Source organism: Paenibacillus sp. OT2-17 (assembly GCF_009827695.1).
GTDB classification, from domain to species: Bacteria; Bacillota; Bacilli; order Paenibacillales; family Paenibacillaceae; genus Paenibacillus; species Paenibacillus polymyxa_B.
This window is the reverse complement of the sequence record NZ_WUDQ01000001.1, coordinates 152572-175751: the sequence shown is the minus strand read 5'-3', so window position 1 is coordinate 175751 and position 23180 is coordinate 152572. Positions and strand designations below refer to the sequence as shown.

The following is a 23180-nucleotide window of genomic DNA, read 5'->3' as shown; positions in this document are numbered from 1 at the left end:
GGCCTTGGGGTGATTTAATGCCAACTACTTTGTCTCCACTGCGATATCCTGGTGGGAAATCTCAGATGACAAAATTTGTGGAACAATTGTTGCTGTATAACAATATAGCTAATGCAACTTATATTGAGCCCTTCGCAGGAGGGGCAGGGATAGCTATAGAATTGCTTCTGAAAAATAAAGTGACCAATATTATCATAAATGATTTTGATATAGCTATTTATGCTATGTGGTACTCAGTTTTAAATAACACTAATGATTTTATTCAGTTTATATTAGAAACCCCAATTAATATGAAAGAATGGTACAAGCAGAAGGAAATCTATACTAAGAAGGATGAATCAGACTTGCTTAAGCTAGGCTTTGCAACATTCTTTTTAAATCGTACTAACAATTCAGGAATAATAACAGGAGGTCCCATTGGAGGGCATAATCAGTCAGGTGACTATAAATTGGATTGCCGGTTTAATAAGGTCTCTCTTATTAAAAAAATTTCTGATATATCTAAAATGAGACATGCTATTTTGCTGTACAATTATGATGCTTTAATATTTATTAGAAATATAATAAAAGAAAAAATGGACACTCAAAATACATTTATTTTTTTTGATCCTCCCTATTACAAACAAGGGAAAAATCTTTATACTAATTTTTTTACCCACGATGACCACAAGTCTCTAGCTGATGAAATCATAAGTTTAGATAATTATCATTGGATAACAACTTATGATTTCGAAGAAGAGATATCTAAAATATATGGAGCTTGTTCTAGGAAAACATACACTCTTCAATATTCAGCAAGAAAGACTCGAAAAGAGAAAGAGTATTTATTTCATAATAAAAGAACCCGTGTTGAATCTTACGGCAAGGTTATATTTGAAGAATAGTGATATATAATTAAAATTAATTAGAGGATTTAAATACAATACGAACACTAAACCTAAACCAAGGCCCTTCTATTATGTGAAGGGTCTATCAATATTTTATACCTCAATTGTTGAATGCAGTCCAACAATTGAGAAAAGACATGAAAAGTACATCGTAATCAAAAATTCATTTACAAGTTGAGTTGTAATGGATGGGTTATTATGTAGTATAATTTACGCAAGTGAGTTACATTTTGTCGAAATTGGTAGGCTTCATAATTTGCAAAGGAGATTAGTAATGGTAAAAAAAATATCGGTTTTTCAATATAGAAAAATTAAAAACCTTGATTTCGAGTTTTCAAATAAAATTAATATAATTTCTGGTACTAATGGAACTTGTAAGACTTCTTTATTACATATAATCAGTAACTCTTTTCAAGCGCCTACGAAAAATTGTGATTGGATAGATAATGGTTCTTGCTTAGATACTATTAAGAAAATCAATAGCATCACTAATCCTAAAATAGAAAGCCTTAGTCGTGGGGATAAAACATATAATGATCCAGCTAATGGGCATAAGGGTATTTTGTTTAATGTCGAATACTATCACAGAGATCCGCTTAGTTTTAGAAAGCATACATCAAAGATTACCAATAGATATGCTGTTAAGCCACGATATAAACCAGGTACATCTGATTCATTACCTTTCTGTCCAATTATATATTTAGGATTGTCAAGGCTTGTTCCCTTTGGAGAATATCAGAATGATGAAGCTGTTGAGGGTCTGAAAAAAACTTTACCCATTGAATATCAAGATGAAATTGCTAGTGTGTATGAAAAATTCACAGGAATCAAAATTTCTTCAATGGTCCCTCAAAAAATGGGTGATATTAAAACACGTACTGATTTCTCAAGTAATGATAGCGGGATTGATTCAAATACAATCTCAGCGGGAGAAGATAATCTATTTATATTAATTACTGCAATAATTTCATTAAAGTATTATTTTAAAAGCATTCAGAGTAACCGAGATATAGAAAGTATTTTATTGATTGATGAGTTTGATGCTACTTTGCATCCATCTTTACAAATTCAACTCATGCAACTATTAAAGCAATACTCATCAGAGTTTAAGATACAAGTTATATTTACAACCCATAGTTTATATTTATTGGAACACGCTTTAAAGGAAAAAGAGAACGTTCTTTATCTTATTGACAATATTACTTCGGTACTCAAGATGGATTCCCCCGATATTTATAAAATAAAAATGTTCTTACACGGCAAAACACATGATGATATTTATATAAGTAGAGTTATACCAATATTTACGGAGGATAATGAAGCTCGAATCTTTTTAAATATTATTTTGGATTATTTTGCTGAAAATAGGCTTAATTTTACGAAAGTTCGACGATACTTTCATTTTGTAAATGCTAATATTGGAGCAACAAACTTAATTAACATATTTAGCGATACATATTTGTTAAAATCTACGATGCAGTCTATATGTGTATTAGACGGTGATCAACGCCCTGATTATAACAAGTATCTGATTACTCTACCTGGAAATGCTTCCCCTGAGAATTTGATTATGGATTATTCTGTTATGCTCTTTGATAATGATGATGCTTTTTGGACTGACGAAACAATACTTAATTTAAATTTCGGCAAAGTCTATTACAGGGATAATATTCGTCCTGATATTGATAATATTGCAAATACTTTGATCGATCTTGAAAATACAGGAAAATCAACGCACGGTGTAAAAAGAGAGTTAAGCAAGAAAGCTTTTATTAAACATGAGCGGTTTTTCGAACTGTTGTTTAAGCACTGGGTGAATAACCCGGAAAATGTGGGTGCGATTAATAAATTTTATAAAGATTTGAATATTATGTTTAAAAAAGTTGCAGAGTTCCATGAAATAAATTCAAATGAATGGAATTATGCTTGATATTCTTAAATTTACTTCTGATAATAATTTACATCATGTACACTATTTGGTTCTAACAGACCGCAGGATTTTGTAAGCCTACAAAGGTTTTTTTGATGCCGTAGTTAATTATTCTATCAGGTTTGTTGAATAACCATAAAATGGTAGGAAGAGGATCATAAATGTAACTCGTTGCTTTTATTTCTATCTATGAAAAAAGACCCCCTCTCAAAACCAACTCCTACCCACTCTCCCGATTTCTATGCTTTAATAAAATGAGCAGTATTAACAAGAAGCGTTGAAAGTGGGATTCTATGAAGCGACTAACGATTGGCCTGTTCGCCCATGTGGATGCAGGTAAGACAACTTTTGCGGAACAGCTGCTGTACCATACGAACAGTATCCGGTCGCGGGGGCGGGTGGATCATCAGGATGCGTTTCTGGACAGCCACGACATCGAGCGGGCAAGGGGTATTACGGTGTTCGCAGATCAGGCGGTAATAGAATATAAAGGAGACAGCTATTATTTAATAGACACGCCCGGACACGTCGATTTCTCCCCGGAGATGGAGCGGGCGATTCAGGTCATTGATTATGCCATCCTGATTGTAAGCGCAGTTGAAGGTGTCCAGGGTCATACGGAGACGGTCTGGCAGCTGCTGCGCAAGCATCGGATTCCGACGTTCTTCTTTATCAACAAGACGGATCGGATCGGTGCGGATGCAGGCAGAACCGAGGCGGATATCCGTCAGCAGTTGACGGGGGAAGTATGCTGCATTACACAGAGCTTCGCTGACGGCATAGTCGGTGAGCCGCTGCGGGAGGCCATGGCGGAGCGGGACGAAGCCTTGCTGGAAGCATTCCTGGAGGGGAGAGAGGATTCCGGCTTCTGGCTGGAGGCCTTGCAGAGGATGATAGCGGCAGGTCTTCTCTTCCCCTGTGCTTACGGCTCTGCGCTTCAGGATGCAGGCGTCATTGAATTTCTGGATCAGCTGCATCTGCTGACGACAACCACTTATGACGAGAATGCTTCGTTCCAGGGGCGGGTTTATAAAATTCGGCACGATGCAGGCGGAGCGAGACTCACGTTCATTAAGGCGCTGGGTGGTCGGCTAAAGGTGAGAGAACAGCTTAGTTACGAGAGCGGCGGGGTTCAATATGACGAAAAAGTTACGCGGCTCTTCTTGTTTAACGGTCTTAAATCGCAGCCGGTGGAGCAAGTGGAAGCCGGCGATTTGTTTGCGGTTGCCGGATTGTCCGCCGCCGGGGCTGGACAAGGCCTGGGGTCGATATCGGACAAGTTAGCTTACGAGTCGGAGCCGACGTTACAATCGAAGGTATTATTCGACAATTCGATACATGTACAGAAGGTGCTCGGTGCTTTTCGCACGCTGGAGGCGGAGGAGCCGTCTCTGAACGTCGTTTGGGATGAGAAATTGCAGGAGATTTCTATCCGCGTCATGGGATTGATTCAACTGGAAGTGCTGGAGCAGCTTGTTAGAGAGCGGTTTGGCTTTGCTATCTCATTTGGACAACCGGAAATCTTGTATAAGGAAACGATTCAATCGGCTGTGAAAGGGTACGGCCACTTCGAACCGCTCAGGCATTATGCGGAAGTGCATTTGCTGATTGAACCGGGAGCAAGGGGCAATGGCATCATGTTCGATAGCAGGTGTCATGCCGATGATCTGAATGTCAGCTACCAGAATCTGATTCGGAATCATCTCTATGAACGGGAGCATCACGGACTGCTGACCGGCATGCCGGTCACCGACGTGAACATTACGCTACTGAGGGGCCGCGCGCATAAAGAACATACCCATGGTGGCGATTTTCGTGAGGCTGCCTTTCGAGCACTACGGCAGGGACTGGAGAAGGCGGACAACGTGCTGCTGGAGCCCTATTACGATTTCAAAATCAAGGTCGCTATCGATGAAATGGGCAGGGTGCTGTCCGATATTCAGCGTGCTTCAGGTATTTTTAATCCGCCGCAAACAACCGGAACGCAAGCGGTGGTCACGGGTAGGGTGCCCGTGTCGACTTTCATGAACTACAGTGCCGAATTTGCATCCTTTACGCATGGACGAGGCAGTATCCGCTGCGTGTTCAGCGGCTACGACCGCTGCCATAACACGGAGGAAGTCATAGAACGGATGGGCTACCGCAAAGGGGCAGACCCACTGTATACATCCTCCTCCATCTTTTGCGCCAAGGGGGCGGGTTACTCGGTGCCATGGGATGAGGCGGAAGCCAAGATGCACCTTGAATTAGAACCTTAATCGCCCATATTTCCAGGATTCAGGTGAAAAGTAGGTAGATCTAGTACGAACAATTTTTATAATGGAAATAAGATATATTTATAGGGCTAAGGAGCGAATGTCATGAAACCGACGCAAGGAATAGAGGCGCTGGCGGCGGAAATTGTCGATGTGGCTAGGACATCCTTTCGCACTCTTTTTGAAAATGGCGAACGTTACTATTACTGCACGCTATTTACTACTGGAGAGGGACATGCGCCAAGCATCTCCGCCTGGTCATGGGAGGCCTTGGAGAGGGAAGCAGCCAGGCAAGGAGAAGAAAGTGACACGCCGGGGTCAACGATTGCGGAACTCATCAAATGGTCCTATGCCGATTCACCCTATTGTTGTTTCAGGGATGAGAACTTCGATGATGTTAAACAATTGTTTATGGAGCGTCCTTCTATTGCGGAGCTTGAAGCTGATGAATGGAATCGTGAATTTGATTCGAGGCTGAAGGCCATGGAGCTGGCGATGCAAATGCTCGATGATGAAGGCGTGTTTGCCTTGAATCAACCGCGAGAGTCTGTATGTGTCCTTGTCGAGGTTATGCCGCCGGATGAGATCAATACCGAAATCGCCCTACGTTTGAATCGGGCGGAGTCTCCGGCTATGCGAGCATGGCTGGCGGAAGCAGCGGAGTAAGGGGTTTCGCGTTTCTTGAGGGGGAGTTGTAAAATGCCTAATCATCAAGCGATTTTTGGCGTGCGTATGTCCCATTCGCACAAGCAGGCAGCCCGCCCCTGGCGTAAACTGAATTATAATCAGTGAGCGAGGTGAACTTCCATGGCACAATCGAAAGAGATGCGTGCACGGGCTAAGAAGTTTCAGGGCCGTCCGGTCTGTGTCACCCTGCACAGCGGAGAGACTTACGTCGGCTACATCACCGACGCTAATTATGGCGGGTTAGTACTTGCCAGCGCCGGAGTCCCCCCACGCGCTTCTTCCGGGAAGCAAGACTCCCGATCTCTCAAACGCAGAGCTGGTGCGCATGCCCCGGGCGTCCGTCTCGGCAACCGGAAAGGCGGCGCGCGTAAGCCGTCTGGCCGTTCGCGCTCCCGCAAGCCGGACGCCAAGGTGTCGGCATTCCTGCCGATGATGGGCTCGCTGTTAGGCGGCCTTGGCGGCTCCACTGCAGGCGCAGGAGGGCTTGGCAGTATGCTCGGCGGCGGCCTGCGGCTGTTCGGCATGATCCAGAAATTTGTCCCGGTCGTGAAGATGGGCTACGGTATGATCAAGTCCATTCGTCCGTTTCTCGGCGCCGTTAAAGGTTTGATGCCCCCGGCCAGTCCGGCCACGCCGGATAACGAATAATCGTGTCCCTGTGAACTTTAAGCCCCCATTGAGTGGTCAAAGGGGGCTAGCCCACACCATCACTTTCTAACAAGAATAAAAATGATCACGTTCTTTGTCATTAAATTTGCCAAGTTTCCGTATCCTAACAAATTCGTGTTGGCCCCCATATGGATTCCTTTCATATGCATTTTTTGTATGGTAATCTAAGGTGGTCCAGGGGACCTTAATAGAAGCTACAATGAAAGATTAATTAAAGATACATATCATTTTAAAGAGGTACGACCCATAGAAAAAACAATAAAATTGCTGGATAAGCAAACAAGGAAACCTGGATATGGTCAACAGGAGGGTTCAAATATGTGGTTTAGGAAGAAAGAAACGCAATTGGATCGAATAAATAACAAATTGAGTCAAGCTATGCGCAAAGATGCGGACTTCTCGGTGTTTGGAGCATCCTCACATCAATATAGGGTTAAAGAGAAGCTTACAGCAAAAGAGCTGGAGGACTGGCAAACCCTCAATCAGGTCACACTTCCTGAGCCTTACGCGCTGTTTTTAACGAAAATCGGCAACGGAGGCGCCGGACCCTACTATGGAATTTATTCAATTGGAAAGGCAACTTCCTACACCGAGCGCCAGGCACTCCTTGCCAAATCCGTTCTGCATCCCGGGATGACCAAAGAGGAATGGAACCATCTGATTGAGCCCCTGACCAGGGACGAGCACATTCCCGATGAGGAATACGACGATACCTGTAATCAGGTGTTGGGCGGCATGTTGTGCATAGGTACCCAAGGCTGCGAATACGACATGTATCTCGTACTTGAAGGGAAATATAGGGGGAGGATTGTGTACACCTCCGATTTTCATCCCGATCATCCTTTTTTCTTTGTCTATGAAGGCAGCTTTCTGGATTGGTACGAGCGCTGGCTGGATGAAATTATTCTGGATTATGATATCGGGTGGTTTGGCAGTCGAATGCCGGGTGATGAGAATGCACTGATCCAGATTTATCAGAGCGCTCCAAACGAAGAAATCCAAGTCAAAGCGCTTGATGGAATGTTCAAGTTTAAGAAGGTCTCTCAGCTAACCCTTGCTTTTTTGAAAAATATTGCGGAGCAAAGCCTAAAAAATCGGACCACAGCCATTTGGCTAATCTGCAAAACTTCTTTTGACGCGGGTAGAAAATATCTTCTGGAGCTGTTGCAATCGGATGGGCATGAGGATTTTCTGCAAGCTTTACAGATTCTGCATGCTTCCGGTAAAACTGTGAATTTAACAGAATTTATTCCAGTGATCTTGCAAAGGCTTGACAGGATTCACGACCCGGAAACGTTGCGTTATGCAGGGTATATCTTGGAAGATTACGGTGCGATTACTCTCCAGAACTTTGCGCCTTTCTTGTGTCACGCCGACCCGAAAATGCAGACCACTGCCATCTATGCCGCGCGCAGTTGCGAAAACAAGCTGGGAAGCTGGCAGATCATTGAACAGATGTTGATGGAGGGCGGCCCGCAGGTTCTGAATAACTTGATTTTATACTGGGGCATTATTCCACATGAGAAGTTGCTGCCTTCCTATAAGGTGGTATGGCCGGAATACAAAAGCAATCCGAATTTCAGAGAAAAATTTATCGGTTGTTTGCGAGAACTGCATTTGCCAGATGATTATTTCGACAAAGACGAATCGTGAAGAAGGTGTACATGAACCACCCCAAGGTTGTCTCCTCCATTCATACAGAGGTTTTGTTTTTCCATAAGCATGAATAAGAATGTGGACTAAATGCTAATGCTTGATAGAATATCATTCTATATGGTTGTATTCAGGATTTTATTAAGGCGGATTGGGGAGGTAATTATGGGAAATACGGATAAGTTTGAAATGATAGCGAATATATATGACACTTCGGAAAGAATTCAAATTGCAAAGGCATCATCTGATGCCATTCGTGAATATGTAGTTGACGCTAATAGTAAGAATGCTATTGATTTTGGGTGTGGAACGGGTCTTGTCGGAATGAACTTGTTAAACGATTTTAATTCTATGCTTTTTCTGGATACTTCACAAAACATGATTAATCAAATAAAACAAAAAATTACTGATCTTCATATTCGGAATGCAGATACATTATGTTTTGATTTTGAAAAGGAAGGTTTAACGGATTTACATGCGGATTATATTTTTATGGCTCAGGTTCTGCTCCATATTCATGATGTTGAATTCGTTTTATCCAGATTATTTGATGTTCTAAATGAGGGAGGACATTTACTAATCGTAGATTTTAATAAAAATGAAAAAGTAGTTTCAGATATAGTTCACAACGGGTTTCATCAAGAAGAGCTGGCTGACATTATGACTAAAATAGGGTATAGAGATATTCAATCCAAAACTTTTTATAATGGAAGTAAAATATTCATGGGACAAGATGCATCTATGTTTATTCTTGATTCTCGGAAATAAACTTTTAGGCAGAAATCAACTCTCCTTATAGTCGGGATTCTAAGGTACAACGAAATAAAAGGCCGCCCCTTATGAGACAGCCCCATGCTTCTTGCACAGTCCGAATCGGATATACGAGGAAGCCGAAAAAATGCTAAAACGCTACTGACATCCCGTTGTCAGTAGCGTTTTTGTATATTAGGAGCATGCGAATAGCGCAGTGTTTTGGAGATAGGGCGACCTTTCTCAAATCTTATCATAGAGGTGGAATCTATTTATGAGCAATATCAATTGGGAAGTGGATCGGGACCACAGCTCCGTCGAGTTTTCGGTGACGCATTTAATGATTAATAGAATCAAAGGAGTATTCGAGCATTTCCAAGCGATCTTGAGTTTTGACCCCAATGATTTAACAACCATGGGTATTCAGGCTTCCATAGACGCAAATAGTATCACAACTCGCCAATCGCAACGAGATGAGCACCTGAAGAGCGACGACTTCCTTCATGCAGCCAAGTATCCAACCATTACGTTTCAAAGCACCAGCTGCGTCCTTGCTGGCGAAAGGCAATATGAACTTACGGGCAATCTAACTTTGCATGGAGTAACAAAACCCATCACTTTTCATACCGTTTTTGAAGGACTAAATAAAGACCCTCGCGGCCGGGAACGTGTAGGATTTCATTCAACAGCCAGTATCGAACGCAATGAATTTGGCTTGACATTCAACTCGCATCTGGAAAAAGGCGGGATTGTTGTCGGGAATGAAGTGAGAATCGAACTTTATATCGAGGCAATTAAAATAGTAGATTAGCGGTCCTAAAGGCCATCCTTTTATCGGGATGGTCCTTATTCAAAAACTTGCCGCTACAAAAAGATGCCTTGGCGGCCTCATGTTGAGCCTTCCAAGCTTCCATCCGATTGATCTGGCTTGTAGCATAGCTTGGGGGGGATAGTTTTATCAACCTGCGTTATCCGACAATACATGGCCATTCCTTCTTTGGTTAGATGAGGAAGTATAAGGCTCCATAGGATGGACAAGATGTTTTTTGGATTTGTAAGAAATTTTTGGAGAAGAATTATTTCCTGTGTACCATACATATTTATCGATAGTAAAGAAATAGACAAATCTTCATATTGCCCAGCATATAATTCTTCTTTCATAATTCCTTTATTAACAAACCCCTTAAATATGTTGGTAAAAAGCGTATAGAAATCATTAACAACCTTAATTTGCATTTTAGCTATCTCCGGATACAACTTAGGCAATTCTGTAAAACTGGAGAAATAAAAGAAATATTTTTTACGGAATGCATTAAGAATTAAAAACTGCTGATTCAGCCCTTCGATAGAAACCTCCGCTGAGAAATTTAAGTTTTGGTATTCTTCATACTGCATTGCCATAACACCAATCATAAGATCATGTTTTTTTTTGAAATAGTATGTCAAATTACCAGGACTTATATTTAACGCATCGGAAATATCCCTCAATGTTACATATGCATATCCTTTTTTATTAAATAATTCAATTGCAGTCTCAAGGATCTTATCCCTTAAATTAATATCCATTTCTATCTCCTTTAGAGCGTTTGTGCTATGCACTTGAAATCAAAAGCATTATATCATAAATTGTTCCTTCAAGACCGAAATAAGTAGCTTGATTAAGAATACGGAAGAATTCGAGAGATAATTTGCGAAAATCCTCAGCCAAGAGTGCCATTCCCAATAAAGACCAGAGTTGAGTTGCTGTATTTGCAGGAATATACTGATTTTAGTACACGTGTACTAAAACTTTTCTGAATAATTATTGAAGGGAGTGAACCCCTTGCAAGAAATCAGAAAGAGGCCTAAAGTTCACAATGCGATTGAACAGGATACAGAAGCACGCTGCTTATTGATTGACTGGTTTGAAGAAAAACTATCAAATGGAGGCAAGCTATGAATCCATTACCTATCGACATTAACGAAAGAAGTAATCACTTTTATGAAATTACTTGGAAAGAAGTACAGATTCCTATGAGAGACGGGAATTATCTCGCCGCAAATCTTTATCAGCCTAATGTGGAGGGGAGTTTTCCAGTAATCATGACGATGTGTCCGTATGGAAAGGATCTTCATTTCTCTCGATTTGCTCCTGCTAATCCAACAATCGCAATAGAATATACACATTCGCAGGATAAAGGGCCCTTAATTAGTTGGGAAACACCAAATCCTGAATTTTGGGTGCCGCAAGGTTATATTGTCTTGCGAGTAGATGAACGTGGTATCGGTAATTCTCCAGGAAAGCTGGATATATTATCAAATTCTTTGAAGAAAGATTATTATGATGCAATCGAATGGGCTGGAACGCAACCATGGAGCAATGGAAAGATAGGACTGCTGGGCATCTCCTATTTGGCTATGAGTCAATGGGCCGTGGCATCCGAACAACCTCCTCATTTAGCTTGTATCATACCTTGGGAAGGTACAGTAGATTATTATGCAGAATTCTGTTATCCGGGCGGAATCCAGGCGAACGGTTTTCTTTCATTCTGGTGGAAGAACGGAGTTTTGGCGCATCAATACAATCCCGATGGAAAATTCTCGGAAGAACAATTGCAAGCCAATCGCACTGATTTCCCGGAGATGGTAAAAAACAATCCATTACGTGATCAATCGTGGACGAATCGATTTTCTGATTTGAGTAAAGTAGAGGTGCCTTTATTATCCGCAAGCAACTGGTTTAGCGCCGGAATGCATACCCGTGGAAATTTCCTGGGTTTTCAGAATGCGGTATCAGAGCACAAGTGGCTTGAAGTACATATCGGGAGCCATGTTGGTGCATTTTACACCGCTCAGGGTCGGGAACTGCAGAAAAAATTTCTGGATTATTGGCTTAAAGGAATCGATACTGGCATAATGAGAGAACCGAAAGTGAAGCTTGCCATTCCTCGCGGAGGCAATAACTACACATGGCGCTACGAGAACGAGTATCCGCTTAAGCGCACCCAATGGACCCGCTTTTACCTTGATGCAAGCTCGAATTTGCTTTCGCAAGAGCCTCCGCAAGCCAAGGCCCAGCTTTGCTATGAAGGCGATAAGGAGTGCGAGTCAAAGCACTGGGCGAAGCCTTTTATGGTGAAAGAATTCTCGAGAGAGGAAAACAATTCAAAGCGTGTTCTGTTTGAAACCGATCCGTTTGATAACGAAACAGAAATTCTCGGGCCTATCAAACTCCGTTTGTGGGCATCGTCAACTACAGATGATATGGACATTTTCGTATCTTTGCGAAATATTGACTCACTAGGCAATGAGGTCGTTAACTCAGGAGCACTAACAGAGAAATTTCCAATTAGCCAGGGCTGGCTGCGCGCTTCCTTACGTAAAACTGATGATGAATTATCTACGGAGTATAAGCCTTATTACACCTTCGATGAGTTTCAAAAGCTGGTTCCAGGAGAAGTCTATTGCTTGGATATTGAGATATGGGATAGTGCAATTGTTGTAGCTAAAGGGAACCGATTGCTCCTGGAAATTGGAAGTCAGAATCAAAGTGGCTGCGCACTGCTGACTCAGACGGGGGATGACAGGGTATGGGATGCAGACATTACCCTATATACAGGGGATGAATTTGATTCTTATTTGTTGCTGCCGATTATACCCTAACTGAGTTCAAGTTGACATGCTTCCCAACGCCCATGTTCCCTCAGACAGAAGGAAGTTGGAGAGAATATTCCTTTGGATCGGTGACGATTTATGTGTACCAGTAAGTTGTGAGCGCCAGAACCGTAACATAAATAGCGGCAAGTTTTTTGGGGAATAATGAGATAAAAGGAGATGTGGAAATGTCCTATATCGTTGATTTTAATAATGTGTCTACGGTTGGTTTAGAGTCTTCACCTGTAGTAGAAGCGCTTGCTGGTTTGCGTGCTAATGAAGCCCGTTACTTTATGAACAAATACAAGCATGAATTTACGGTTGTGTCAGCTAGTGAAAGTCAGGAGACCCTTGATTATGTGAACCGAATTCTGAAAGAGCGTGATATTGAGTTTGCGGCCAAACCTTTAGAAACGTCACGTTTTCAAGTGGAAAATATTAAATTTGCTTATGTCTTTTATGAGGATGGTCTTGAGGTCAACGTCATGTATACGGTTGATGACACTAAGAAGCGGGCCGTTGGGTTTAAGCTTTCTGAGGGGATGGAGGTACCAAAGGAGCTAGAAGGGAAGTTTAAGTTTGCTAGGCAGAAGTCAAAACTAGCTGGAACAATCCGAGGTTCATTTTTTGTAATTAAAGGAGAATACTAAAGTAGGCAAAAGCGCAATTGGAGAAATCGGATGTAAATCAGCTTCCGATCTCTCCGCAAACATGATCATGACTTGAATTAATTATCTTTGGAGTGTCGTTCACCCACTTGGTACTCATTCGCATGTTCAAACATATATTTCACTGTTACGGGATCTTGGCCCGTCAGCTTCTTGAAGTCGTCCGTAAATATATCCATTTTTCCTAAGCGAATAGCTTGTCCAAAGGTAACCATACCTTCAGAAGAGAAGGGGGCTTCGGAGTCCTCTGCAAATTTGCCATCTGTTGTTCTGGGAACACCCATGGCATCAAATATGGCGTAGTTTTCTTCATCCGTGATCTGCTTGTAGGTAATATGATGACCCGTTACTTCATTTCCAATCTCGATAAAGTCGGACATTGTTATTAATTCAGGACCATTTATATTTAATATCGCCTCATGATAATTGCTTGCTGCTAATGCATAAGCGACAGCTTTTGCACAATCTTTCCGTGAGATATAGGCCATCTTGCCGTCACCCTGGTTGTTTTTCAACACGCCGTCAGACTTCACATAGGTGAAGTAATTGGTAACCATAGCTTCCGCATATTGCGAATTACGCAGGAAAATATAATCTAACCCGACACTTTTGATATAATCTTCTGTATAGACATGGTCCAGTTTTTCAACACTTGGATTGGATTCATCCGCCGCGTTAACCAATGAAGTATAGATGATTTGTGTTACTCCAGCTTCTTTCGCCGCATTGACCACGTTTTTGTGTGCATTTTGGCGTTTTACCCCCACAAAAGGCATGGAGATTAAAGCAAGTTTATCTGCATTAGCAAAAGCTTCTGCAAGACCGTCTATTGTATTGAAATTGGTCACATGCGTTTCAATACCTTGTTCTGCATACCCTTGTAAAGATGCCGGATCATATGCACAAAAAATAATTTGGTCTTTTTCTACTAATTTCAATAAAAATTCAGCCGCTTGTCTGCCCAGATTGCCATCCACACCCGTTAATAATAACTTACCCATGTTTGTCGTCACTCCTTGCTGAAATGAACTATACTTATATATTATGTGAAAAAAATAACAAAGTATAATACAAAAAACTTATGGGCTATTGCTAAAACGAATTTTGTATTTGTTGCAGGAATGAGTATAATGCTGGATTAGAATTATTTTTCAAGTAGCCTATTTCGATTTTAAAAGTATGGTGTGAACCTTGTATGGGAATGAGTCGGACCTCTTCTTTCAGGTCAGCAAGATCATAGTTATCTGGGAAAAAGCCAATTAAATTCTCTGTGATGATATAAAACAGCTTTGTTTCGACATCGTCTGCGGTTCTAAGGATGTTGGGCTGGTAACCATCTTCCATGGCATGTTGAATCATTAAATAATAGGAGTCTCCAATAACCATTGGATTCAGCATGACAAGCGGATACTTATATAATTCTTCCTTTGAGATGGACTCAAAACTGAAGAGGGGATGTTGTTTACTTACGGCCGCGCAGTATCGTCCGCTATATAATGTATGGGTTAGGATTTCTTCTTTCCCTTTAAACTCTGAGTCAAAGGCAATGGCTACGTCATGTATTCCTTTTTGCAGATACTCAGCGATATCCTTTAGCAATACTTTATTTAATTCAAGTTTAATCTTTGGATGATTTTCTTTAAATGAAGGGATAAATTTTAATAAGCTTTGGATATCTGTGATTGTAGCATATTCGATACTCAATAGCTGGGTATTATATTTTAGAAAATTTTCCATGCTTGTTTTCATATGATTATATTGCTTCCAGAGCACGACGGCCTCTGCATAAAACAGCCATCCCGCTTTGGTGGGCTCAATCGGAATTTGTTTTCTATCAATTAACTGAATGTTGAACTCATTCTCAAGTGAGGCCATTTGTTGGCTAATCGTAGTTTGCGATACAAAATTCTTTTTTGCTGTTTCTGTGAAGTTTCTACATTCAACGAGATCTATAAAATATTTTATTCTTTTTAGATTCATGTTTACCTCCAATTGTATGGAATTTATTAAAACTTACGTTCCCGCCATAAATTCAAGCCAGCATACCCTAATGTTAATGGCAAACTGGCGGTTCATAATTGGAGGTAATGTGAGCACCATCTACTTCAGTTTCTTCTTTACCGTCTCCCCTTCAATCAACACGGGCTGATAATAGGTGTGGTTGCGTAGATCCTTCTTCCCTTGCAGTTTCTTAATAACCCAATCGGCGGCATCACGTCCCATTTGTTCCTGTGGGTGTGTTAATGTCGTTAGTTTGATGTTTGCATTCTTGGAAATATAGGAATTATCTTGACCAATAATGGATATGTCTTCGGGAACAGATATCCCAAGTTGTCTGCATACATGTACAACTTCTAATCCTACCTCGTCGTTATAGCAGACAATTGCGGTTAACCCATCTCTTTGTTCGGTAAGGAATTTTTTTAAGTTGGCGGACAGGTCCTGCTTCGTCTCTGTATAGAATGAGAGCACTTGCTCTGGGTGAAACCGTAATTTGGCTTCTCCAAGCGCTTTGATATAGCCCTTCATTCGATGCTTTCCTTGTAAATCATCCATTTTGGCAATGATACCAATGTGTGTGTGTCCGTTAGCAATCAATTCTTTTGTTGCCAGATAGCTGGATTGTACGTCATCGAGACAAAAGAAGGGAACTTCCAACTCTTCATAATAAGCATTAATCATGATGAACGGAACATCCTGCTCCTTGAACGTCAAATAGTAAGAGATATTGGGATTATATAGATTGCTCTTCGTAGGCTCAATGATCAAGCCATCCACACCAAAGGACAACATCATCTCCAAAGCTTTCTTTTCCTGTGCGACATCATTATTTGTACTAGCTAATAGCAATGAATAATTATCTTCATTCAATCTAGCTTCAATCCCGCGAATAATAGAAGGGAAGATGTAATCGGAAATATAGGTCGTGATGACTCCGATGGTTTTATTACTGGAATTCCCGCCGGTTTTTGATCGGAATTGGTTGCTGACATAGGTGCCCGATCCTTTTTCACTTCTTAAAAAGCCCTCGTTGGATAGTTCTAAAATTGCCTTTCGTACCGTCTGGCGACTAACTTTATACATATCCTGCAAAGCCGATTCTGTTGGAATTTGTTCTCCTACGCTGTATGCTCCTGATAGAATGTTGCTTTTTATATCCTCAAGGATGACCTGATACTTTGGTTTCACTTTATTCCTTCTTTCCTGGTTGTACTAATACCAATTTACCCACCCATAATATTTGTATGTACATATTTTAGCATAATTATGAACTTATTATAATCCATTGCCCAACATGCAGTAATACTAAAGGAAAAATAGAGAAACATTCAATTCGTAAGAATATTTGTAGGTATAACTATGTATTCGTGTTGACAAATGTACGAACAAAAAATATACTAAGGTTGTAAATTAAAGAAAGCGCCTTCTTTCAATTATTGCGATTATAACAGTTGTTCAGAGAGAGGAGTCACGTGAGCATGGATCAAGACATTAAACAAGCGATTACTAAGGGAGAAACCTCACTTGGTATCGAATTTGGATCCACACGTATCAAGGCAGTGCTGATTGATCATCATTTTGAAACAATCGCATCTGGAAGCTATGAGTGGGAAAATCTCTTGGTAGACGGATATTGGACGTACAACTTAGAGAGTATTATTACGGGTCTACAAGAGGCTTATAGTGAAATGAAACAAGAAGTTGAGCGAAAATATGGAATCACTCTTCGTACCGTTGGTTCTATAGGATTCTCTGCAATGATGCACGGATATATGGCTTTTGACAGCAAAGGTGAGTTGCTTGTTCCGTTCCGGACTTGGCGGAATGCGACAACCGGTGTTGCGGCAAAAGTGTTAACCGATAAATTCCAATTCAACATCCCTGAGCGATGGAGTATTGCTCACCTGTATCAAGCTATATTGAACGAAGAGCAACATGTCCCTCAGATTGATTTTATGACGACGTTAGCTGGATATATTCACTGGCTGCTGACTGGCAATAAGTCCATTGGCATCGGAGATGCTTCGGGCATATTCCCAATTGATGAGACTACACATGATTATAACGAATCGATGGTTAAGCAGTTCGATGAACTCATTGCAGCCAAAGGTTACGATTGGAAGTTAGAAGGAATTCTCCCTAAAGTTTATATTTCAGGCGAGCAGGCAGGTGTACTAACCGCCGCGGGAGCCAAAATCTTAGATAAATCCGAAGATTTACAACCAGGTATTCCGCTTTGTCCTCCAGAAGGTGATGCGGGAACAGGGATGGTCGCTACGAATAGTGTGAGGAAACGGACTGGCAACGTCTCTGTGGGGACCTCGGTTTTTGCCATGCTTGTATTAGAGAAGGATCTTTCAGCGGTATATCCGGAAATTGATCTGGTGACTACACCGAATGGTAATCCGGTCGGAATGGTTCATGCCAACAACTGTTCAAGTGATCTCAATGCTTGGCTGGGATTGTTCCGTGAGTTCTATGAGGCAATGGGGCAAAAGGCCGATCCAAACCAATTATTCAGTGTGTTGCTGAACAAGGCATTGGAAGCAGATCCAGATGGCGGCGGTTTACTCAGCTATGGCTATTTGTCAGGGGAGAATATCACCGGAATAGAGAAAGGTCGGCCATTGTTTGTCCGCTCTCCTGAGAGCCGTTTTAATTTGGCCAATTTCATGCGGACTCATCTTTTCACTGCGTTTGCTGCTTTGAAAATCGGAATGGATATTTTGACAAAGAAAGAAAATGTCGCAATTGATAGCATACTGGCTCACGGTGGTTTATTTAAAACCCCTATCGTCGGACAAAAAATCGTTGCGGCTGCCATGAATGTCCCGGTATCAGTGATGTCAACAGCTGGAGAAGGCGGGGCGTGGGGTATTGCTATTCTGGCTTCTTACATGATGAACAAGGCTCAACAAGAAAGTCTGGAAGACTTCCTCGACCAAAAAGTATTTAGAGATGCTGAGGGGCAAGAAATTTCTCCTGACAGTTCCGACGTTAAGGGATTCGAAGCATTCATGGAACGCTATACACAAGGTCTAGCGATTGAACAGGCTGCTGTAGATAATCTAGTGGAAAACTGGAGGGATTGACGTGTTAGAGCAACTGAAAGAAGAAGTATATCAAGCCAATCTGGATTTGCCTAAACATGGACTCGTGAAATACACCTGGGGTAACGTAAGCGCTGTTGATCGTGAGAGCCGCTTATTCGTTATCAAACCTAGTGGTGTTAGTTATGACACGATGAAACCTAGCGATATGGTGGTTGTTGATTTTGATGGCAATGTTGTTGAAGGAGAAATGAGACCTTCATCAGATACACCGACTCACGCTGTGCTTTATAAGCATTATTCAGAGATCGGCGGTATTGTACACACGCATTCAACTTGGGCGACCATTTGGGCTCAAGCAGGCCTGGATGTACCTGTAATGGGGACTACTCACGCAGACACCTTCTATGGTTCTGTTCCTTGCGCCCGTTTCTTGACACAAGAGGAGATTGATCGTGGTTACGAAGCGGAAACCGGCCGTGTCATTATCGAAACTTTTGAGCAGCGCGGACTGGATATTTTAGCAGTGCCGGGTGTTCTTCTTAAGGGGCATGCTCCTTTTACTTGGGGCAAAGATGCGAAATCGGCAGTCATGAATAGCGTCGTGTTGGAAGAAGTTTCGAAAATGAATTTATTCGCACGAGAATTGAATCATTTTGCTGAAGAATTGCCGCAACGCATTCTAGATAAACACTATTTACGCAAACATGGGAAAGACGCGTACTACGGGCAAAAGTAATATAAACTAAAAAATTATGAAAAGAGGATGAATGATGTCAACAGTAGGTACAAAACAGTTCTGGTTTGTCGTAGGTTCACAACATCTGTATGGCGAAGAAGCATTAGCAGAAGTTAAAGCACACGCACAAGAAATGACCGATGCCTTAAATAAGAGTGGCGTTCTGCCTTATCCGCTTGTATTGCAGGATCTGGCGGTTAGTGCAGACAAAATTACTAGCCTTATGAAAGAAGTCAACTATCGCGACGAGGTTGCCGGTGTCATCACGTGGATGCATACCTTCTCACCTGCAAAAATGTGGATTCGTGGTACTAAATTGCTGCAAAAGCCGCTGCTTCATTTGGCTACACAGTTCAATGAAAGTATTCCTTGGGCTACGATTGACATGGACTTCATGAACCTCAATCAGGCAGCTCACGGTGACCGTGAATATGGATTTATCAATGCCCGCTTGAAGAAACAGAATAAAGTGGTTGTAGGTTACTGGGAACGCGCAGAAGTGCAGAAGCAAATCGCAGAGTGGATGGATGTAGCGGTTGCTTATAACGAAAGCTTCAATATCAAAGTTGCCCGTTTTGGCGACAACATGCGTAACGTTGGTGTTACGGAAGGCGATAAGGTCGAAGCTCAAATTCAATTTGGATGGACCGTTGACTACTTCGGAATTGGCGACCTTGTTCAGTACGTCAATGCTGTGAAAGAAGAAGAGATTGATGCTTTGTTTGCAGAATACTCCGAACTCTATGAATTTGATTATGGTACTTACAGCAAGGAAGCTTGGGAAGCCAGCGTAAGAGTGCAAGCAAGCTATGAAATTGCCCTTAAACGGTTCCTGGATCATGGCGGCTATACTGCCTTCACTACGAACTTCGAAGACCTCTATGGTATGAAACAGCTTCCTGGTCTTGCCGTTCAACGTTTGATGGCACAAGGATACGGCTTCGCCGGTGAAGGGGACTGGAAGACGGCAGCGCTCGATCGCCTGCTTAAAGTAATGAGCCATAACCAATCCACTGGCTTTATGGAAGACTACACCTATGAATTGGCGGCTGGTCAGGAATCGATCCTTCAATCCCATATGCTTGAAGTTGACCCAACGTTGGCAAGCAACAAGCCTAAAATCATCGTTTCACCGTTAGGTATCGGCGATCGTGAAGATCCAGCCCGTCTGGTGTTTGACGGCAAGGCAGGAGACGGTGTAGTTGTTTCCATGGCTGACTTTGGCACGCATTATAAACTGCTGATCAATGAGGTTACTGCATTTGAACCGACAGTTCCTGCTCCAAATCTTCCAGTGGCCCGTGTACTGTGGAACGTGAAGCCAAACTTCCAAGATGGGGTTAAAGCATGGATTGAGAACGGCGGTGGTCACCATACCGTGGTTTCCTTGAATCTAACCACAGACCAAATTGTTACTTATGCAAAACTGGTTAACCTGGAATACGTAATTATTAAGTAACTAGAAGATAGTCATCTACTAAAAGCATTGGGTCAGTCCTCAGGACCCAGTGCTTTTTATTAGTTTTCTAAGAATGTATAGATATGGGAAGGTTCCTAAGCTATCTGGCATTTAACGGGATAATTGGTTTCTCCTTAAGGTAATCATTTAATTCATAAGGATGTGATACTATGTCCAATTTTGTTCTATTTGAAGCAACCAAATGTGCGTGAGACGATTGAGCGAGTTAAAACAACGAGATCTCAAGAATGGTTAGATTTCGCGATTTGGTACCATGCGGAGCAAGATTATGGAAAGAGGAAGGGTTTGCACGGGTACGAAGGATATATTCAGTTCCTTGAACATCGACGTGAGCTAGAATTGCAAATCATTGAGCAACTCCCTTTTCAATCATTTATTATGGATAACTCCGATTATGCTTGGGAGAATCAACAACAGACCGTTTTGAATATTATGATGAAGTATTTATAAACCGTGAAGCTCATTCCAGAAAACGTTAGTGCAATTAGAAAGGGCCTATCCCGTAAAGACATATTTTACCGAATTATTCATATACATGGACTGTTGATTCGATCATTGGAAATCTGTACTCTACATCATTTGCTTCTAAACGCTTTTTTGGTGTCTGTTATTATTGCTAGTAAGTGAAGCTCAAATAATACAGCGTGTTGAGATCAATTCTTATTATTTCTGCAAAGAAAATTCTCACTTTTTAGCAGAAATGATTTATAATTATCAGATAATAGACAATATAATTTTTAAAAGATTATATTTTAGTTATAATAGAGACAGAAAAGATATGTTCCTGAGTGGAGCCTTGCTTCTTGTATCATCTAAGCAGGAGGGCCTGCTCTTTTTTGCAAATATAAGAGATAAGGAAGGTTTTTATGAATAGCATTCAGAAAAAAACAGACATTATCTTAATTGGTGCCGGAGTCATGAGCGCGACTCTGGGATCATTGCTGAAAGAGTTAGCACCGGAGTGGGAAATTCAAGTGTTTGAGAAACTCGCAAACGCGGGAGAAGAAAGCTCTAACGAATGGAATAATGCAGGTACAGGCCATGCTGCACTGTGCGAACTGAACTATACATCCGAGAAAGCTGATGGATCTATAGATATTCGTAAAGCTGTAGACATTAATGAGCAGTTTCAGCTTTCAAGACAGTTTTGGTCTTTTCTTGTAAACAGCAAGTTGATTCGTAATCCACAGGACTTTATCAAACCAATACCTCATATGAGTTTGGTAACAGGAGAGAAAAATGTATCTTTTTTGAAAAAAAGGTTTAAAGCGCTTTCAACTATTTCTCTGTTTCAAGGCATGGAATTTTCCGACGACCCTGAAAAGCTGAAGGAATGGATTCCGTTGATTATGGAAGGCCGTACATTGAATGAACCAATCGCGGCAACCAAAATCGACTCTGGAACAGATGTCAACTTTGGTGCTTTAACACGCATGTTGTTTGAGCATTTAAAAAGTAAAAACGTCGACATCAAATACAAGCATAGTGTAAAGGATATTAAACGTGCGAGCGACGGCTCGTGGAAAGTCAAAGTCCATAATCTGGACAACGGTAAAATCGAATACCATAACGCCAAATTTGTCTTTATCGGTGGTGGGGGTGGAAGTTTACCTTTGCTACAACGAACTGGTATTCCTGAGTCCAAATATATCGGGGGATTCCCGGTAAGTGGACTATTTATGGTATGTAACAATCCTAAGGTTGTCGCCCAGCATCATGCAAAAGTATATGGTAAGGCTAAGGTTGGTGCTCCTCCCATGTCTGTTCCGCATCTGGATACAAGATACATCGGTAACCAAAAAGCACTGCTATTTGGGCCGTTTGCTGGCTTCTCACCGAAGTTCTTGAAAACGGGCTCAAATTTGGATTTGATCGGTTCTGTAAAACCCAATAATCTCATCACAATGTTGGCGGCAGGCGCAAAAGAGATGGCATTGACCAAATACCTGATCCAGCAAGTGATGTTATCGAATGAAAAGCGTCTGGTAGAATTACGCGAGTTTATTCCGAACGCCAAAATCGAGGACTGGGGGATTGTGGTAGCGGGTCAACGTGTGCAGGTGATCAAAGATACGGAGGGCGGTAAAGGAACACTTCAATTTGGTACGGAGGTGGTTAGTGCCGCTGATGGTTCGGTAGCTGCACTGCTCGGCGCTTCTCCGGGTGCTTCTACTGCTGTTCACGTTATGCTGGAAGTATTGGAAAAATGCTTCCCACAACATATGGAAGAGTGGGAACCAAAAATAAAAGAAATGATTCCTTCTTATGGAGTGTCACTAGCGGAAAACCCAGAGCTTTACCAAGAAATTTATGATTCCACAACGGAGGTGCTGGGACTGGGCGAAAAAGAACCGCTTCATCGTTAATTTTGCATGGCTGGTAACTGGATCATCCCACTACTTTTTAATAAAATGTGCAGTAATCTTACGATATATTTTAAAGTTGAATAAATAACAACACCAAGCGGTGGGAAGGAATTCCCCACCGCTAAAATGCTTGCTTAACAATACAAAATTTTGCAATCCTTCTGCATTTTCGGTGTCTGCTACAGTGATCACAGTAATTATGTAGACCGCTATAGGCTCTATTCAGTTCCAGTTGTCCAATAAACTGGTGCAGCGGATTACTACCCCGGCTTGGTTAAAACGCAGATGGGCGGAGAAAAGACAGAGCTGTCGGTGGAGGATGTAGCGAAAATGGAGGACCGACTGGCGACCCTGCCGGAGGATGGTCCAACGGGCGGATTTAATTACATGGATGATCAGCTTCCAGGGTAAA

At 41.8% G+C, this 23180-nt stretch carries 20 protein-coding genes; 16 read left to right on the top strand and 4 right to left on the bottom strand.

Annotated elements, in window-relative coordinates; genetic code table 11:
* Positions 1-17: 17 nt before the first annotated feature.
* The 8 genes from GRP75_RS00810 (at position 18) to GRP75_RS00775 (ending at position 9642) form a co-directional block, all read left to right on the top strand.
* A complete protein-coding gene (locus GRP75_RS00810; RefSeq protein WP_160788373.1) occupies positions 18-884 on the top strand; it encodes a DNA adenine methylase in 867 nt (288 codons plus the stop codon).
* 277 nt (positions 885-1161) lie between these two features.
* Entirely contained in the window at positions 1162-2817 is a 1656-nt protein-coding gene (locus tag GRP75_RS00805) for an ATP-dependent nuclease (RefSeq protein ID WP_160788372.1), read from the top strand.
* A 293-nt stretch (positions 2818-3110) separates the two neighbouring features.
* On the top strand, positions 3111-5075 hold the full coding sequence (locus tag GRP75_RS00800; RefSeq protein WP_160788371.1) for an elongation factor G: 1965 nt from the start codon (positions 3111-3113) through the stop codon (positions 5073-5075).
* Between the two features lie 102 nt (positions 5076-5177).
* A complete protein-coding gene (locus GRP75_RS00795) occupies positions 5178-5738 on the top strand; it encodes a DUF4303 domain-containing protein (RefSeq protein WP_160788370.1) in 561 nt (186 codons plus the stop codon).
* Between the two features lie 141 nt (positions 5739-5879).
* Positions 5880-6407: a hypothetical protein gene (locus tag GRP75_RS00790; protein WP_053326487.1), complete on the top strand. Its 528-nt coding sequence runs from the start codon at positions 5880-5882 to the stop codon at positions 6405-6407.
* Between the two features lie 339 nt (positions 6408-6746).
* Complete coding sequence (locus tag GRP75_RS00785) at positions 6747-8081, top strand: SMI1/KNR4 family protein (RefSeq protein ID WP_160788369.1); 1335 nt, start codon at positions 6747-6749, stop codon at positions 8079-8081.
* Between the two features lie 165 nt (positions 8082-8246).
* Entirely contained in the window at positions 8247-8849 is a 603-nt protein-coding gene (locus GRP75_RS00780) for a class I SAM-dependent methyltransferase (protein ID WP_160788368.1), read from the top strand.
* A gap of 256 nt (positions 8850-9105) precedes the next feature.
* The gene (locus GRP75_RS00775) at positions 9106-9642 is read left to right on the top strand and encodes a YceI family protein (RefSeq protein WP_160788367.1); all 537 of its coding nucleotides are present in this window, start codon (positions 9106-9108) and stop codon (positions 9640-9642) included.
* A 77-nt stretch (positions 9643-9719) separates the two neighbouring features.
* Here GRP75_RS00775 and GRP75_RS00770 read toward each other — a convergent pair whose 3' ends face one another.
* A complete protein-coding gene (locus GRP75_RS00770) occupies positions 9720-10397 on the bottom strand; it encodes a TetR/AcrR family transcriptional regulator (protein WP_160788366.1) in 678 nt (225 codons plus the stop codon).
* 369 nt (positions 10398-10766) lie between these two features.
* On the opposite strand from GRP75_RS00770, the gene GRP75_RS00765 reads away from it, so the two are divergent.
* On the top strand, positions 10767-12473 hold the full coding sequence (locus GRP75_RS00765) for a CocE/NonD family hydrolase (RefSeq protein ID WP_160788365.1): 1707 nt from the start codon (positions 10767-10769) through the stop codon (positions 12471-12473).
* Positions 12474-12652: 179 nt separating this feature from the next.
* The gene (locus GRP75_RS00760; protein WP_071644079.1) at positions 12653-13114 is read left to right on the top strand and encodes a phage tail protein; all 462 of its coding nucleotides are present in this window, start codon (positions 12653-12655) and stop codon (positions 13112-13114) included.
* 77 nt (positions 13115-13191) lie between these two features.
* On the opposite strand, the gene GRP75_RS00755 is transcribed toward GRP75_RS00760, so the two are convergent.
* From GRP75_RS00755 to GRP75_RS00745, 3 genes are all read right to left on the bottom strand, one after another.
* Positions 13192-14133, bottom strand: coding sequence for an NAD(P)H-binding protein (locus GRP75_RS00755; protein ID WP_160788364.1), 942 nt, complete (start codon positions 14131-14133; stop codon positions 13192-13194).
* Positions 14134-14224: 91 nt separating this feature from the next.
* Positions 14225-15112, bottom strand: a complete 888-nt coding sequence (locus GRP75_RS00750) for a LysR family transcriptional regulator (RefSeq protein ID WP_160788363.1) — start codon at positions 15110-15112, stop codon at positions 14225-14227.
* 120 nt (positions 15113-15232) lie between these two features.
* On the bottom strand, positions 15233-16321 hold the full coding sequence (locus tag GRP75_RS00745) for a GntR family transcriptional regulator (RefSeq protein ID WP_023991084.1): 1089 nt from the start codon (positions 16319-16321) through the stop codon (positions 15233-15235).
* Between the two features lie 290 nt (positions 16322-16611).
* Here GRP75_RS00745 and GRP75_RS00740 point away from each other — a divergent pair, with 290 nt between their 5' ends.
* From GRP75_RS00740 to GRP75_RS00715, 6 genes are all read left to right on the top strand, one after another.
* Positions 16612-18225 (top strand): xylulokinase, encoded by a 1614-nt coding sequence (locus GRP75_RS00740; protein WP_160788362.1) that lies wholly within the window; start codon positions 16612-16614, stop codon positions 18223-18225.
* A gap of 1 nt (position 18226) precedes the next feature.
* Entirely contained in the window at positions 18227-18922 is a 696-nt protein-coding gene (locus GRP75_RS00735; RefSeq protein WP_160788361.1) for an L-ribulose-5-phosphate 4-epimerase, read from the top strand.
* Between the two features lie 34 nt (positions 18923-18956).
* On the top strand, positions 18957-20381 hold the full coding sequence (araA, locus tag GRP75_RS00730; protein WP_160788403.1) for an L-arabinose isomerase: 1425 nt from the start codon (positions 18957-18959) through the stop codon (positions 20379-20381).
* A gap of 204 nt (positions 20382-20585) precedes the next feature.
* Complete coding sequence (locus GRP75_RS00725) at positions 20586-20852, top strand: P-loop NTPase family protein (RefSeq protein ID WP_237448878.1); 267 nt, start codon at positions 20586-20588, stop codon at positions 20850-20852.
* A gap of 416 nt (positions 20853-21268) precedes the next feature.
* The gene (gene mqo / locus GRP75_RS00720) at positions 21269-22768 is read left to right on the top strand and encodes a malate dehydrogenase (quinone) (protein ID WP_160788360.1); all 1500 of its coding nucleotides are present in this window, start codon (positions 21269-21271) and stop codon (positions 22766-22768) included.
* A gap of 270 nt (positions 22769-23038) precedes the next feature.
* Positions 23039-23179, top strand: coding sequence for a hypothetical protein (locus GRP75_RS00715; protein ID WP_237448877.1), 141 nt, complete (start codon positions 23039-23041; stop codon positions 23177-23179).
* The last annotated feature ends 1 nt before the right edge of the window (position 23180 follow it).

Excerpts from the sequence above, each read along its gene's own strand:
- GRP75_RS00785 (WP_160788369.1), top strand. The coding sequence starts at position 6,747 with ATGTGGTTTAGGAAGAAAGAAACGCAATTGGATCGAATAAATAACAAA.
- araA (WP_160788403.1), top strand. The coding sequence starts at position 18,957 with ATGTCAACAGTAGGTACAAAACAGTTCTGGTTTGTCGTAGGTTCACAA.
- GRP75_RS00790 (WP_053326487.1), top strand. The coding sequence starts at position 5,880 with ATGGCACAATCGAAAGAGATGCGTGCACGGGCTAAGAAGTTTCAGGGC.
- GRP75_RS00810 (WP_160788373.1), top strand. The coding sequence starts at position 18 with ATGCCAACTACTTTGTCTCCACTGCGATATCCTGGTGGGAAATCTCAG.
- GRP75_RS00805 (WP_160788372.1), top strand. The coding sequence starts at position 1,162 with ATGGTAAAAAAAATATCGGTTTTTCAATATAGAAAAATTAAAAACCTT.
- GRP75_RS00740 (WP_160788362.1), top strand. The coding sequence starts at position 16,612 with ATGGATCAAGACATTAAACAAGCGATTACTAAGGGAGAAACCTCACTT.
- mqo (WP_160788360.1), top strand. The coding sequence starts at position 21,269 with ATGAATAGCATTCAGAAAAAAACAGACATTATCTTAATTGGTGCCGGA.
- GRP75_RS00795 (WP_160788370.1), top strand. The coding sequence starts at position 5,178 with ATGAAACCGACGCAAGGAATAGAGGCGCTGGCGGCGGAAATTGTCGAT.
- GRP75_RS00770 (WP_160788366.1), bottom strand. The coding sequence starts at position 10,397 with ATGGATATTAATTTAAGGGATAAGATCCTTGAGACTGCAATTGAATTA.
- GRP75_RS00775 (WP_160788367.1), top strand. The coding sequence starts at position 9,106 with ATGAGCAATATCAATTGGGAAGTGGATCGGGACCACAGCTCCGTCGAG.
- GRP75_RS00755 (WP_160788364.1), bottom strand. The coding sequence starts at position 14,133 with ATGGGTAAGTTATTATTAACGGGTGTGGATGGCAATCTGGGCAGACAA.
- GRP75_RS00760 (WP_071644079.1), top strand. The coding sequence starts at position 12,653 with ATGTCCTATATCGTTGATTTTAATAATGTGTCTACGGTTGGTTTAGAG.
- GRP75_RS00750 (WP_160788363.1), bottom strand. The coding sequence starts at position 15,112 with ATGAATCTAAAAAGAATAAAATATTTTATAGATCTCGTTGAATGTAGA.
- GRP75_RS00780 (WP_160788368.1), top strand. The coding sequence starts at position 8,247 with ATGGGAAATACGGATAAGTTTGAAATGATAGCGAATATATATGACACT.
- GRP75_RS00800 (WP_160788371.1), top strand. The coding sequence starts at position 3,111 with ATGAAGCGACTAACGATTGGCCTGTTCGCCCATGTGGATGCAGGTAAG.
- GRP75_RS00765 (WP_160788365.1), top strand. The coding sequence starts at position 10,767 with ATGAATCCATTACCTATCGACATTAACGAAAGAAGTAATCACTTTTAT.